Annotated in this window: 16 protein-coding genes and 1 pseudogene; 3 read left to right on the forward strand and 14 right to left on the reverse strand. The window is 42.9% G+C overall.

The annotated features are described in order from the left end of the window. Positions 1-180: pseudogene (locus B9T38_RS15850) on the forward strand (IS256 family transposase); the annotation flags it as partial. Positions 181-579: 399 nt separating this feature from the next. Continuing rightward, positions 580-1,515, forward strand: coding sequence for a tRNA dihydrouridine synthase (locus tag B9T38_RS15855; RefSeq protein ID WP_213033060.1), 936 nt, complete (start codon positions 580-582; stop codon positions 1,513-1,515). Positions 1,516-1,550: 35 nt separating this feature from the next. On the opposite strand, the gene B9T38_RS15860 is transcribed toward B9T38_RS15855, so the two are convergent. The 14 genes from B9T38_RS15860 to B9T38_RS15925 all read right to left on the reverse strand — a co-directional run bounded on the left by B9T38_RS15860 (position 1,551) and on the right by B9T38_RS15925 (position 13,860). Further along, entirely contained in the window at positions 1,551-2,210 is a 660-nt protein-coding gene (locus B9T38_RS15860) for a nuclease-related domain-containing protein (RefSeq protein WP_086197681.1), read from the reverse strand. A 46-nt stretch (positions 2,211-2,256) separates the two neighbouring features. Then, positions 2,257-2,742 (reverse strand): methylated-DNA--[protein]-cysteine S-methyltransferase, encoded by a 486-nt coding sequence (locus B9T38_RS15865; RefSeq protein ID WP_086197682.1) that lies wholly within the window; start codon positions 2,740-2,742, stop codon positions 2,257-2,259. A gap of 49 nt (positions 2,743-2,791) precedes the next feature. After that, positions 2,792-3,109: a quaternary ammonium compound efflux SMR transporter SugE gene (gene sugE / locus B9T38_RS15870; protein WP_086197683.1), complete on the reverse strand. Its 318-nt coding sequence runs from the start codon at positions 3,107-3,109 to the stop codon at positions 2,792-2,794. Between the two features lie 234 nt (positions 3,110-3,343). After that, positions 3,344-4,258 (reverse strand): copper resistance protein B, encoded by a 915-nt coding sequence (locus B9T38_RS15875; protein ID WP_086197684.1) that lies wholly within the window; start codon positions 4,256-4,258, stop codon positions 3,344-3,346. Continuing rightward, positions 4,245-6,146 (reverse strand): copper resistance system multicopper oxidase, encoded by a 1,902-nt coding sequence (locus tag B9T38_RS15880; RefSeq protein ID WP_086197685.1) that lies wholly within the window; start codon positions 6,144-6,146, stop codon positions 4,245-4,247. Before B9T38_RS15880 ends, B9T38_RS15875 begins: the two co-directional genes overlap by 14 nt. A 44-nt stretch (positions 6,147-6,190) precedes the next feature. Then, a complete protein-coding gene (locus B9T38_RS15885; RefSeq protein ID WP_086197686.1) occupies positions 6,191-6,646 on the reverse strand; it encodes a hypothetical protein in 456 nt (151 codons plus the stop codon). A 382-nt stretch (positions 6,647-7,028) separates the two neighbouring features. After that, positions 7,029-7,715 (reverse strand): ribulose-phosphate 3-epimerase, encoded by a 687-nt coding sequence (gene rpe / locus B9T38_RS15890; protein WP_086197687.1) that lies wholly within the window; start codon positions 7,713-7,715, stop codon positions 7,029-7,031. A gap of 163 nt (positions 7,716-7,878) precedes the next feature. Continuing rightward, the gene (fghA, locus tag B9T38_RS15895) at positions 7,879-8,715 is read right to left on the reverse strand and encodes an S-formylglutathione hydrolase (protein WP_086197688.1); all 837 of its coding nucleotides are present in this window, start codon (positions 8,713-8,715) and stop codon (positions 7,879-7,881) included. Between the two features lie 11 nt (positions 8,716-8,726). Then, a complete protein-coding gene (locus tag B9T38_RS15900; RefSeq protein ID WP_086197689.1) occupies positions 8,727-10,139 on the reverse strand; it encodes a C13 family peptidase in 1,413 nt (470 codons plus the stop codon). Positions 10,140-10,262: 123 nt separating this feature from the next. Further along, positions 10,263-11,069, reverse strand: coding sequence for a class I SAM-dependent methyltransferase (locus B9T38_RS15905; protein WP_166171046.1), 807 nt, complete (start codon positions 11,067-11,069; stop codon positions 10,263-10,265). After that, positions 11,069-11,890: an undecaprenyl-diphosphate phosphatase gene (locus tag B9T38_RS15910; protein WP_086197691.1), complete on the reverse strand. Its 822-nt coding sequence runs from the start codon at positions 11,888-11,890 to the stop codon at positions 11,069-11,071. The genes B9T38_RS15905 and B9T38_RS15910 overlap by 1 nt, the downstream gene beginning before the upstream one ends. 8 nt (positions 11,891-11,898) lie before the next feature. Beyond that, positions 11,899-12,567, reverse strand: coding sequence for a tRNA (adenosine(37)-N6)-threonylcarbamoyltransferase complex dimerization subunit type 1 TsaB (tsaB, locus tag B9T38_RS15915; RefSeq protein ID WP_086197692.1), 669 nt, complete (start codon positions 12,565-12,567; stop codon positions 11,899-11,901). 131 nt (positions 12,568-12,698) lie between these two features. Then, positions 12,699-13,229: a gamma carbonic anhydrase family protein gene (locus B9T38_RS15920; protein ID WP_086197693.1), complete on the reverse strand. Its 531-nt coding sequence runs from the start codon at positions 13,227-13,229 to the stop codon at positions 12,699-12,701. A gap of 13 nt (positions 13,230-13,242) precedes the next feature. Beyond that, the gene (locus B9T38_RS15925; protein ID WP_086197694.1) at positions 13,243-13,860 is read right to left on the reverse strand and encodes an NUDIX hydrolase; all 618 of its coding nucleotides are present in this window, start codon (positions 13,858-13,860) and stop codon (positions 13,243-13,245) included. Positions 13,861-13,985: 125 nt separating this feature from the next. Here B9T38_RS15925 and B9T38_RS15930 point away from each other — a divergent pair, with 125 nt between their 5' ends. Next, positions 13,986-14,534 (forward strand): NUDIX hydrolase, encoded by a 549-nt coding sequence (locus B9T38_RS15930; protein WP_086197695.1) that lies wholly within the window; start codon positions 13,986-13,988, stop codon positions 14,532-14,534. Positions 14,535-14,576 lie beyond the last annotated feature (42 nt).

The raw sequence follows: 14,576 nt of genomic DNA on the forward strand, positions 1-14,576 counted from the left end.
GTAATACGCCAAGCGATCAAAAAACGTAAAGTCTTTCCAACGGATGATTCTGTACGTAAAGTGATTTACCTGGCAATTGATGCAGCGTCTAAAAAGTGGAATATGCCTATTCGCGACTGGCGTTTAGCCATGAGCCGCTTTATTATTGAATTCGGTGACCGCTTAAGCAATCACCTTTAAATTTATGAAAAGCAATTACACAAAATTATTTACAGGCTCTAATAAATTGACTGAAGGTTAAATCTATTTAACAGAGTGGCACTTATACGAAATGCAAATGTAAGAAACCATTTAAAGTATCTGTATTCTTACTAATTAAAATGTCTAGTCTATGATATACATCAACATCATGGATTGAATATGCATTTGAGATGCTGATCACTATGTCTAACAAAGAGATTTAAATCCTGTTTTTGACTCTTTCAGTTTAAAACAGGACATTTCTACTTAGGAATAACAATACGAAATATAAGGGTTAAGACCTATCTCACACTACAATATTTCAAAGACCTTTTCCTAGACAGCATGCATAAAAAAACGTATAACACCGTTTTTCAAATTTAACGGGTAGACATCACTGTGAAACTCATCCTTGCACCCATGGAAGGCTTAACAGACCCCATTATGCGTGATGTACTCACGTCTGTGGGCAGCTTTGACTGGTGTGTAACCGAGTTCATTCGTATCACCAACTCTGTTTTGCCAGATCATATTTATTATCAGTATTGCCCAGAATTACTCAATGGCGGAAAAACAGCATCAGGTACACCTGTGCATGTGCAGTTTTTAGGTAATGATCCTGAAATGCTGGCAGCCAATGCCATTCGTGCCGTGGAACTCGGTGCACCTGTAATTGATATGAATTTTGGTTGTCCGGCAAAAACTGTTAACCGGCACCGTGGCGGTTCAGTGCTGCTGGATGAACCTGAAGTGGTACACATGCTGGTCAAAGCTGTGCGTGATGCTGTACCCAGTCATATACCCGTTTCTGCAAAAATGCGTCTGGGCTATATGGATCGTAACTTCACTCTGGAAAATGCCCATGCCATTGAAGATGCAGGTGCTTCCTGGGTCACAGTACATGCCCGTACCAAGGCGGAAGGCTATACCCCTCCTGCATTTTGGGATCAGTTGCAACCGATTCGTGAAGCATTAAAAATTAATGTAATTGCCAATGGTGAAATCTGGACCAATACAGATGCCAAGCAATGTCAGCTTGAATCTGGCTGTGAAGATTTGATGATTGGCCGAGCTGCTGTAACCACACCGGATATCACCCAATGTATCCGTCAGAATACCGACGAAGCCTTGATCATCTGGAATGAATTATTGGCTTTGCAAATTCGTTTCCTGAATGGTCCCTATAAAAAAGAAGTGAATATGGTCGGACGCTATAAACAGTGGCTGGGCATGATGTCCAAGCATTATCCAGAAGCCAAAATGCTGTGGGATGAAGTGAAACGCATCAAGCAACTGAATGAAATTATTGAAAAATTAAATCAGCTACAGCATTAATAAAAAAGCCTTTGCACGTTCAAAGGCTTTTTGGGTCAATTCCCTTGCTGACGCTGTTTTAGATTTTCTACATGTAGGCGATTGGTTTTCCAGGACTTCTCTAAAACTTCTTTTTCAATCCGCAATTGAATCCGTTTTAGTTTCATGGCGGGTATCACTTCCTCCTGAAAACCTTTGACATAATCCACCCATGCAGCACCACGAAATACATTACTTGGCATGGCTGTTTTAAATTCACTTTCCGGCATAAACACAATCACTGAATGCAGGTACTCTGGCTCAACAATATCAGACAATACATTTTGCAGTACTTTCATGTGCTTATAATTCTGATGCAATGGATTTTGAAATTTATAGCTTTTCTTATAAATCTTCTGTGTCCACATTTTTTGCCGCTCACCACCAAAAATCCAGCCTTTATAATTTTTGGTTTCAATCACGAAAATCCCAAAGGGACTTAACAGAATATGGTCAATTTGCGTTGTTCCTGCCTGTTCATCTGGCAAAGTACAATCATTTAATAAAATATAACTCGGGTCTTTCAAATAAAGTTTGACGTGTACAGCTACCGCTAATTCCCCAACTTTTCCTTTCAAAAAAGGTTTAAATATCTTAAAAAGAACAGCGGCAGCAAATAATAAAATGATCCACCACAGCTGTGAAAAAAGTGGTATAAAAATTTGAGAAATGTTCATTCAATGAAGTTCATATTATATTTTTAATAACAATAACATAAACTTATTAAATTAGTGAAGATTCAAGTTTCAATAAAATTTCTTTGTTGTCCAGTCCACCAGCAAAACCGACCAGTTTACCATTTGTTCCGACCACACGATGACACGGCGCAATAATGGAAATGGGGTTTTTACCGTTCGCTGCACCCACGGCACGAACTGCTTTGACATTACCGACTTGCTCGGCAATATCGCGGTAACTTCGAGTTTCGCCAAATGGAATGGTCAACAAAGCTTGCCAGACTTTCTTCTGAAATTCAGTACCTTCAAAATCTAAAGGCAAATCAAACTGCTGTCTTGTTCCAGCAAAATATTCAGTTAACTGTTTTTGAGTTGCCAATAAAATAGGATGATTAACCTGTTCAATCAGTTCGGCTAAACGTAGCCGTTTAGGATTTTCATTTTCCCAAAGTACTGCCACCAGAGCCGTGTTATTGGCGACGAGTTTTAATGTACCCACAGGAGAAGCCATTTGCATAAATGAAAGTTTCATTGTCTTCTCCTGTAGTACAATAAATAAGCGATATAGTGAGGAAGAACCGTTATGATGATGACAGTTTCATCAGCACTAATCCAGAAATAATCAGTACAGCTGCCAACATCCGCATGGCCGATGCAGGCTCACCCAAAATAAACACCCCAACCAGAAAAGAACCGACTGCACCAATTCCGGTCCAGATGGTATAGGCTGTACCCAGTGGCAAAGTGCGCATAGCATAGGCCAGTAAAGCAAAACTTAACACCATAAAAACCAGGGTAATAATACTCGGGGTAAGACGAGTGAAACCTTCTGAAAGTTTCATGGCATAGGCCCAAACAATTTCAAAAAGACCCGCTAAAATTAAAACTACCCAAGCCATGACGACGATGCTCCATTTGATCAGAGTCAGGTCGTCCTGACGAATTTTCTCAGTGCGACAATAAATTCGATTGCCCCAAGGGAGGTCGTTCCTCCTATAACTTAGTAGATAATTATATAAATAATTGAGCTAAACAGGTGCTTGTTTTACATTTTTTGACCAATTACTCACCTTAAAAGTGCGAATAAAATACGACTGACCTAAACCAGTCATATTTTGAATCAACTGAGGGAATTAAAATTTAAAACGAATCCCCGCACCATATAACCATTCCTGATCAGATGCTGATTCCGCTTGCCAATCCGTCTGTTCATGCCCCTGTTTGTATCCATAGGCCACATCAATAAAAGGCATGACCTTTTTATTGATTTCATAACGGGTTTCCAGCCCCAATTGTGCGGTACTTAAACCGGTTTTTTGCGCATAGCTGGAGTCATCACTCAATACCACATTCAAGTCCAGATAAGGCTTAACAATCAGCTTTTGCGTCAGCAGCACATCGCGTTCAGTTTCCAGACTCAAAGACATTTGATTATCCTGCCCGACATAGAGATAGGCATTGGTTTCAAAGAAATACGGTGCCAACCCATGTACCCCAATCACAGCATCGACCTGATCCTGATCGACTTCCCGATTCTGGTCATTGCGATAACGTAGACCGGCCTGCACATCCCAAAAATCGGCAACATTGCGACTGTATAACACTTTGGCATCATATTCAGCTTGCTGTGATTCAGCATTATCGGCATGGAATTTGATAAAAATCTTGTTTTCATCTGTCCCGATACGGGTTTCCAGTTCCGACTTTAAAACCCCGTCTCCATCGTTATTGCGTAGCCAACGACTTTCAAGCGTGGTTTGCTGATACATCTGGCCGCCATGTTCTTTTATATGCTCGGCAGATGCAGCATCATTCGAGTTCACATTTTCATCTTGAGCAGCGCTTACGGGTTTTGCTTTAACAGGTGTTTGGGCTGTAGTTGACACGACATGATGTTGTGAATGATCGACCGGTATTTCATTTTGTGGTGACGTCTGCGCTTCCGCCATAGACATGGTTTGATGACTTGGTTGTGCAAAACTTGGCCCAGAGAGCAACAGTATCGAGACACTCAATGTGCTCATTGCAAAGTGATTAATGATGCGCATGTGAGTCTCCTTGCTGAACTTGAGCTGGCGTAGCGGGTGAAGCAAGCATTTTATTTCCATCCACATTGGCCACCACTAGTTTACTCATCATGCCCGACGACATGTGATAGAGCAGATGGCAATGAATCGCCCATTCTCCCAATTCATCCGCGGTCAGTAATGCCGTTACCGTTTTACCCGGTGGCACAATCAGGGTGTGTTTATTCGGCATATTGGCGCTACTTTGCCCATTTTCCAGCTGCATAAACATGCCATGCAGATGCATCGGATGCGCCATCATGCTGTCATTAATAAATTTCAGCCGGATACGTTCGCCATATTTCACCTGTAACGGTTCTACTTCAGTAAATTTCTTGCCATTGATGGTCCAGATATAGCGCTCCATATTGCCGCCCAAACGCACTTCCAGCTCTCTATCTGCCGGACGGGTATCGGGCTGTGGAGTGAGTGATTTCAAGTCGCTATATTGCAGTGCTTTATGCCCTATGGGTGTGGATGCATTGGCCCAGCCATAAACCACGGGCGCCTTATTATCTGAAGATGGTTGTTCTATAAGATGCGTTGTATGGCTTTGCTCGTGCTGCTGATCAGACTCAGGTTTTGCTGGCTGTGGCATAGCGTATTGTTGAGTCGCATGTTGCGAATGGTCGTGTATGGCAGCATGACTCATTTGAGTATGTTCCATGGTCTGATGATCCATTGACGAATGATCCATCACTTGATGTTTCATTGCGCTGGCACGGCTTTGATTTGTACTACTCTGACCATCATTCATCTCAGCATGGTTCGCATGATCACTGGATGCCGAAGCATGCCCCATATCTTCCATCGTAAGTAATGCACGTGGACGCGGCTTAGGCATGTGAATCGCATGTGTCACTGGAGAATTTTCATTATGCAATGAACCAATCGCAAACCCGCTACGGTCAATCGATTCGGCTTCAATCTGATAATGATTGGCCTTGGGTTCAACCATCACATCATAGATCTCAGCGGTTCCGATGCGAAATTCATCGACAGGTACCGGTTGCACGGGCTGGCCATCGGCACTGACCACAGTCATCTTCAAGTCAGGAATACACACATCATAAAAGCTCATGGCTGAAGCATTGATAAAACGTAAACGGACTTTTTCATTTGGCTTGAACATACCGGTCCAGTTTTGCTCCGGCGTTTTGCCATTGATCAGGAAGGTATAACCGCTGACATCGGACAAATCGGTTTTCAGCATGCGCATCTGATTCCACATGGAACGATCTTGCCAGGTACTTTTGAGTCCATCACGCTTAACTTGTTTCAACACGTCGGCCACAGTTTCATGCCGATTTTGGTAGTATTCAGCCGACTTTTTCAGGTTCTTCTGAATCTGATCACTGCCTGATTGATGAAAATCGGACAGCATTACTACATAATCACGATCTGCCTGTTCATGCGATGCTAGGGGCTTTTTCCCTTTGGGGTAAATCACCAGAGCGCCATATAAACCGTCCTGTTCCTGTCCTTTGGAATGCGCGTGATACCAGTAGGTGCCGTTTTGCCGCACCTTGAAACGATAGACAAAATCAGCTTGTGGTTTAATCCCTTGAAACTGGTTAAAACCCGGCACCCCATCCATCAGTCCCGGCAGCAATAAACCATGCCAGTGAATGGAGCTATCCTTGTTTTTCAGATTGTTATGCACGTGAATTACAGCATCATCACCTTCTTCAAATTCCAGAAGGGGCGCAGGAAATTTACCATTGACAGTAATCCGTTTTAAGGACTTTCCAGTGATATTCACGTTCTGTTCATCAACGTTGAGATGATATTCTTTGACCGCAGCAAACACCCACGACGATGAGACTAAACAGACCCCGATCACGAGGCTTTGACTTAATTGTATAGACATGACTAAACCTATAATTTAAAAATAAAAAGTTTTTTAAATCACGGTCAAGCTTTGGGGGGACGTAAAATCTGCTGCCAGAAACCGCTTAAATGCTGGGCGGAATAAGCAAAATTCAGCTGTGGATGTTCTTGAATGGCTTGCACATGCACCAGAGGGTGTGCTTGAGAATCCAGCCAGAGACTGAGACTCTGACAATGCAACTGTAGGCAATCATTACAGCTGAAATGCTGCTGTTGATCACTCATGCCCTGATTACAATCCAGATCATGGGACACGTCTACCTGTTCGACAGGATGCTGCTGCATGTGCGGTTGAGTTTTGACTGCATCATGGCAACCTGACATGGTCGTCATCGGCATTTTATCTTCATGCTGAATCGTCAATTCACTCATCATTTGCTGATGCATCGGCTGTTCAAATGCCAAGACAGCATTGCTCCACCCAATGGCAAAAACCATCAGGAACACAAACCAAGCCTGTTTGCGTAATGAAGTGGGCACAGTATTGTCCTTAGCCGATACACAATAAAAGATAAATCATGTTCTTTTGATTTCAGTCTACCAGCATAACCAAGATATAAGTTATACACAATTTTTAAATTTATGCTAAACAGTGTCGAGTCCGGTTGAATAATGCCAACTTAAACAATAAAGTTATTTTTTAAACAGTATTATTTTTAAGCGTAGATGAATAAAGCATCATATTTTTTAATGCCTTAACAAGCTAAAAAAGGACTCATTTGAGTCCTTTTTATACATTTAATGTCTAATTATTAAACTATTGATCTACAATTGTTTATAAACTAATCAAGTTATCCACACAGATATCCATATGGTTATCCATAAAGTTATCCACAACTTAGCGATCATTAATTGTAGATTATTAGAGATTAACTGAGCCTACTTTTGCCAGTTCTGAACGCATTTCATCAATGACAGCTTGATAATCTGGCTTGCCAAAAATAGCCGAACCGGCAACAAACATATCTGCGCCTGCTTCTGCAATTTTGCGAATATTGGCTGGAGTCACCCCACCATCAACTTCTAAACGGATGTCACGGCCAGAGGCATCAATGATCTTGCGTGCCTGACGAAGTTTATCCAAAGTCATGGGAATAAATTTCTGACCGCCAAAGCCCGGGTTAACACTCATCAACAAAATTTGATCAACTTTGTCCAGCACATAGTCCAGGTAATGCAATGGTGTGGCCGGATTAAACACCAGACCAGCTTTGGCACCACCCGATTTAATTAACTGTAAAGAACGATCAATATGATCCGTCGCTTCCGGGTGAAAAGTAATAATGTCAGCACCCGCTTCCAGGAAATCGCCAATCATACGGTCTACAGGCGACACCATCAGATGCACATCAATCGGTGCCTGAATCCCGTATTTTTTTAATGCTTTACATACCCCTGCACCAAAAGTCAGGTTAGGTACGTAATGGTTATCCATGACATCAAAGTGTACGACATCGGCACCTGCTGCAAGCACATTTTCAACTTCTTCACCTAAACGGGCAAAGTCGGCAGATAGAATGGAAGGTGCAATTAAATATGGCTTGGACATGGAGAGAACCTGGCTATGCATTTGAATTGATTTTTCACATTATAACAAATTGCATCTTAGTGCTGTGATTCAATCCTGTTTATTCAGGCATTGATGACAGCAAAAAAAATAAGGAGCTGTTGTGCTCCTTATGTTCTGAGTAAATCTGATGTTCAATCAAATGTTATACATCAAGTTGTACCGCATGAAATTGCAGATGGTCATCCATAAAGGTCTGAATAAAGTAATAACCATGATCATAACCGGCATGTTCACGCAAGGTCAGGGACTGACCTGCTTCGGCACAGGCCTGTTTAAATAATGCTGGATTCAGTTGGCTATAGAACTGGTCCTTAGCCCCCTGATCAATCAGAATCTCCTGAAACAAGGCACCTTTGGACTGAACCAGAGCCGTTGCATCATGCTTTTTCCATTCGGCCTGATCTGCACCTAAATAATTTGAAAATGCCTTTTCACCCCAAGGACATTGGCTCGGCGCGCAAATCGGAGCAAAAGCAGATACCGATTTAAATTTTTCCGGATATTTAAAGGCCAGTGTCAGTGCACCATGTCCTCCCATGGAATGCCCGAAGATGCCTATCGCATCTGCTTGGACTGGAAAGTTTTGCGTCACCACAGCATAAAGTTCATCGGCAATAAAGCTTTCCATTTGATAATGCTCAGCCCACGGTGCCTGATTAGCATTGATATAAAATCCGGCACCCTGACCGATGTCCCAGGAATCCCCTGCTGCAACTTGCTCGCCTCGCGGTGAGGTATCCGGACTGATCAGGATAAATCCCAGCTGTGCTGCTAAACGTTGCGCATGGGCTTTTATTGCAAAAGTTTCTTCAGTACAGGTCAGACCCGCCAGGTAAAATAGGGCGGGACAAGGCTGACCCGTTAAGGCCTGATGGGGCAAGAAAACTCCAAATTTCGCCTGCCCTTTTAAGCTCTTGGAATTAAAGGCATAAATTCGCTGTTCCCCATCAAAGCATCGATTAACTTGCGTTAATTCCATCATTATTTTCCTTATTGTGCTGCCACACTTAATTGTGGGCTTTCTATTTTCATATCTGTCTGAGTTGTAGCTGGAAATAAGCGTTGCTCGAGTTGCGGCAACATAAATTCCATATTCTTGCCAATCGACCATTGCGGTTCAGAGGCTTCAAATCCTTGTGCTGTTTCCCATTGTGCCACTGTTTTTTTGGTCTGCTCAAAAGCACTTTCTATAGACATCTGCTCGCGCATGGCCTGATCAAAGAAAGCCCGTCCAAAATAAGTATAATCCGCTTCACTCGAACAGCCAAACGATGCCCGATCAGCCGCAGATGCGGTAATAATCAAGGTATTATCATCCTGCAAAGCGGGAACAAAACTCCCCGAATAACAGGCTGAAATTACGATTACCCGCCAACGGATGCCGGATTTATCCAAAGTATCTTTAAGCCATTTAGGATCGACATCATTTAAATCAATCGGGTCATTTTCCATTTCAAACTGATTCGGCAAACCATGTGAAGTCATGTATAAAAATAACACATCACTTTCTTTATTCATTTGCTGCCCGATACGGCGTAAAGCCATTTCCATACTGGTGCGTGAAGCAATCGGCATTTGAGTGCGGGTTTCAGGATTATTAATCAGGGCCATGGAACGGCCAAAAGTCCCAAAACGGGTATCAAACTGTTCTTTAATCCGTTCAACTTCCGACTTAAACACATCCTGATAACCTGCCCCAGCAACGCCTAAAAAGTACCAGTGCGACTGGGCAAACTCCCCATACTGGATCGATTCCAGCGACTTGTTCAAGATCCTGTTTTGCGCATAAAAAGCATCTTCGGCAAATGTCGGCGGGCTTTCTTCAACTTTCCAGATCGGCTGGCTTTTCACCGACATTTGCCACACCACAAGGGTGAACAGTGTCGCAGCGACAATCAGTGCCCGCTCCCACCATGGCCATTTCAGTTCACGGGAAAAGACCCATACCACCGCCAAGCTCTGCCAGACGAACAGCACCATAAAGATAGTCGGCAAATAGTCATACAATATATAAGGCAATACATCAATAAGGCCCAGATACTGGATCAGACTTTGCAATAAGGCGATATGGGTATCCAGTACCAGCCACAACAAGGCAGGTACCAGCATCAACCGTGGATTATTGATCCGCTGGGAAAGAAAAATACCGACGATGAGTGCAATAAAAGGCCATAAAGCATAACTGATCAGGCCTTGCGGGTTAAACTCCCCCATCTCCTCCGCACTGAGCCAACTGAATAAGCTGTTGGCACTGCCGCCTAAAATTCCCCAAAAAATCAGTTGCAGAATCGAGGGACGTACAATTTGCAAAGATCGGCGTGAACCCAGAAAAAGCCACATCCCGGCAGTTTGGTTGCTCTTAAAATCATGCCAAAAATTGATGGAGGGTTTAAAGTCGATCATAAGATTTTCGGGGGGCTTTAGCTCGCGAGTTTACACTCTAAGTTTATGCTTGATGGAATTTTTATCAATGCTGCTTTGGGACTATATAACAAATTAATGCACATTATTGAAACAATTACCAAACTACTCGGGAAAATGATGCTGAAAGTAGGCATCAAAACGACAGGCATCTCCCTGCCATTGATGATCCGGTTCCAGGTTAGCCAAATAGACAGCCAGACGCGGCCGCTTCACCACCACACGTTTTGCCACTTTTTTTGCCAAAGTTAACAGATTATCACCCAGATCCATTTCCCCATGTTCAGGCAATAACAGATGTAATAATTGCATCTGTTTTTTCACTTGTGCCTGTTTTTTAATGGCTTGTTGATTCTGGTCACGCTGCGGAAACATCGGATCAAGGTAAACCACATCTACCACTCGCTTCTGTTCAGCCTGCTGCACTAAATAGTCGGCAGAATCAGAGAAAACCAGATGAATTCGTGACACTACTGAACTGAGAAAAGCATCATTTTGCGCATGGTTTTTGCTGTCTTCCAGTAAGGTAAACAAGACCGGATGCCGTTCAACCAGGGTGACTTCAGCACCCAAATGGGCCATTAACAAACTGTCATGACCTAAACCGGCAGTCGCATCAATTAATGTAGGCTTTTCACCCAGATTACAGGCACGTGCAATCATTTCAGATTTTAACGATGAACGTTTTAAACGCGGCACTTCAGCTTGCCAGTCGGGCTGCATCTTCATGCCATTGGCACACAACCACAGTCCCGATTCATCTACACATAAAGCCAGTTCCGGATTTAAACGTAAAAATCGGGCATTCAGCTTTTCAATGATCTCAACATTTACACTGACACCACGTGAAGAAAGCACAGCAGAATACTGCTGTGCTTGTGCTTGAAACTGAGCTTCTGTAAACAAATGCATTACCAAGAAACCCAGCCTGTCCACCAAGTTGCCAAAATAAACAGACCGAAACCTATGCGGTAGTATGCAAATGCAGTGAAATCATGTTTCGATACATAGCGAATTAATGCACGAATCACGATAAGTGCAGAAATAAATGCCACAATAATACCCACTGCTAGAACAGCCATATCATTGCTATGCAAATCAGCCCTCATTTTATACATATCGAGTAAACCAGCACCCATTAATACAGGAATACCCAGAAAGAAGGAAAATTCTGCTGCTGCTTTACGTGATACACCTAAAAATAAAGACCCGATAATGGTTGAACCTGAACGTGAAGTCCCTGGAAATAAGGCTAAACATTGAATCAGACCAATTAAAGTTGCTTGTTTATAGGTCAAATCATCCACTTCTTGAGTTTCAATGCTATGCGGACGGCGTTCAGCCCATAAAATAATAAAACCACCCACAATTAAGGCAATCGCGACAGTAATTGCATTAAACAGGTACGCCTTGATGATATCACCAAACGTTAAGCCAATAATGATGATTGGAATTGAAGCAATAATTAAGTTAATACTTAAACGGCGGCCCTGTTCTTGACCTTTTAAGCCACCGATTAAAGCGCCCCAAAGTTTGCCCCAGTACTCGTAAATCACAGCTGCAATTGCACCAATCTGCACTGCAACCGCAAACATATCTCTTTTTTCAATGGTCCAGAAATCTAAAAGCTGACCTGCTAAGATTAAATGCCCGGTACTTGAAATCGGTAGAAATTCAGTAATCCCCTCTACCAAGCCCATGATGGCCGCTTTAAATAATAATAAAAGATCCATATCTAACCTTAAGTTGCTTTAATTTGTTCTGGAATTTTTTTCCACGCATTATCACGTAAATACACTGGTAGTGCTTCTTCAGCCGCAACCCAATGCTGCTGTAATGCAGCAATACGTGCAATTTGTGCAATATCTTGTGCTGTGGCAACAATCTCTTTAAATTCTATAGCTTCAGGCTGAATTAAAGCTGAACCTGAACCAACAAGTTCAAATCTGACGGCCTGACTGGCAGCACTATAATTCAACAGTTGCTCTGTATCCACAGCCTGCATAATACCCTGCTGATCCAGCTGAAAACTGGCAATATAGACTTCATTCATACGCGCATCTAGTACTGCAGTCACTGCGGTTAAACCTGCCACACGGTATGCTGCCTGTGCCAAAGCTTGCAAGGTTGAAACAGGAATAACAGGTAGATCATTGGCCCATGCCAAGGCCTGAGTCACGGCAGCATTAATACGTACCCCACTAAAAGAACCGGGACCACGGCTAAATGCAATTGCAGTTAAGTCAGCAGCAGACAATCCAAGCTGGGTAAAAGCCTGTTCAATCATTGGGAGAATCGTTTGCGTTTGTGCTTTTGCTCGCGCATCTAATTGAAAAAATAATTCTTGAGTGTCATCTACAATAGAAACGGAACACTGCTCATTGGCAGTTTCCAATGCCAGCAACTTCATGCACAACCTTAATTTATTTAAATATAAAAAACGTCGGATATCATACTCCACTCATGCGTGCGAGGCGAGATTTTCCATCTGCAGGATACAAAAAAGCCAAGCTCTCGCTTGGCTGAATATCGCGTTTCAAATTACAGTTCAACCGACTCTAAATGCTGAAAATTTTTGAAATGCTCGGCATAGTGCATGGCACTCATTTTGAGTTTGGCTTCAGCCGCCTCATCCAGAGTTTTGACGATTTTGCCTGGTGAACCCATGACCACAGAATTGTCCGGAATCACCTTACCTTCTGGAATTAAGGCATTAGCACCAATAATACAATTTCTACCAATCACGGCATGATTTAAAATCACGCTATTAATGCCGATCAGCGTGTTATCTCCGACGGTACAGCCGTGCAACATAGCCTGATGGCCAATCGTGACATAGCTGCCGATCTGCATTTCAATGCCTGCATCGGTATGTAAAACAGCATTTTCCTGCACATTGGTAAAATCCCCTAACGTGATTTTACTGTTATCGCCCCGAATCACGGCGCCAAACCAGACACTGACCTGCTTGCCCATTTCTACCTGGCCGATAACGGTCGCATTATCTGCCACCCAGCCATCCCAAGGTTGATGCGTTGCTTGAGGTGTATATCCTTTAAATTTATAAATCATGAGGTGAAATTCCTTATTTACCGTATTTAATCTTATTACTATGAAAAGTGGGCGAATTTAATAAAAATGGCCATTCCTTTTGATAATCCAAACCATACTGAAACAGTGAAACCAACATTCGTGCCGTCAATCCCCAAACCACCTCATTTTCCACACGCATGCTGGGAAAATACAAAGACTGATGAGCATAACGCACCTCATAGGGAATGGGCGGTGCATTCATTAAGCTACTCAGTGATGCAAAAAAGATTCGATCAATTTCAGCTGGTTGAGGAATAAGTTCCACTTCAGGCGGAATCAGCCCGACCACGGGTTTGACCAGCATCCCGTTGCGGGCTTTTTGCATGGGCAAATCGCCAATCAGTTGCACATCAAATGGATTCAGTGCGGTCTCTTCATAAGCTTCGCGCAAAGCCACCACAATATTACTGGTATCTTGCGGATCTCTTTTCCCCCCCGGAAAAGAAACTTCCCCTGCATGATTGGATAAATATAAAGAACGGCGCGTGAGCAAAACTTTGGGATCAGACTCATCAGTAATGGCAATCAGTACAGCTGCATGAGCAGGCTTGATACGTGTAGAAAAGCGTAACCTGTGCTGTAATAATTGTATTAATGAGTAGTCATCCATGCGCTACTGCTCCTGCCTCATGCTTTATTTCATCATAGCTGAATTTTTATTCCAAAGGATAGAAATGATGCCAAAGTTGCATTTTTCAGTTATGCTGATCAACACCTTTATCATTGACGATGAATATGAATTTCTGTGTAATTTGCGGACATAAAACAACGGAAAAAATTCCACTCGGCGACCATCAATTACGCCGCGTTTGTACAGATTGCGGCAATATTCATTACGTCAATCCCAAAGTCATTTGCGGGGCACTAGTGCTTTGGGAAAATAAGGTTTTGCTGTGCCGCCGTGCCATTGAACCGCGTTATGGGCTATGGACCCTGCCCGCAGGTTATATGGAACTGTTTGAAACCATGGAACAGGGCGCTGCCAGAGAAACCCGCGAAGAGGCTGAAGCTGAAGTCGAAATCGAACAGCTCTACTGTATGTACAATATTCCCCGAATTGGACAAATTTACGTTCTGTTCAAGGCCAATCTCGTCAATGGCATATTCGGTGCTGGTGAAGAAACCATTGAGTCGCGTTTATTTGATGAACATGAAATTCCTTGGTCTGAACTGGCTTTTCCCAGCGTAGAACGGACCTTAAGACATTATTTTGAAGACCGTAAAACTGCTTCATTCAGCATGCATTTAGAAACTTTAGGTACCCGCTTAGATCATACTGGTTAAAGATGCGATAAATTTGCAATTTAATAAAAAGCCCATCATATG

This window comes from Acinetobacter sp. ANC 4218, assembly GCF_002135245.1.
Lineage (GTDB): Bacteria > Pseudomonadota > Gammaproteobacteria > Pseudomonadales > Moraxellaceae > Acinetobacter.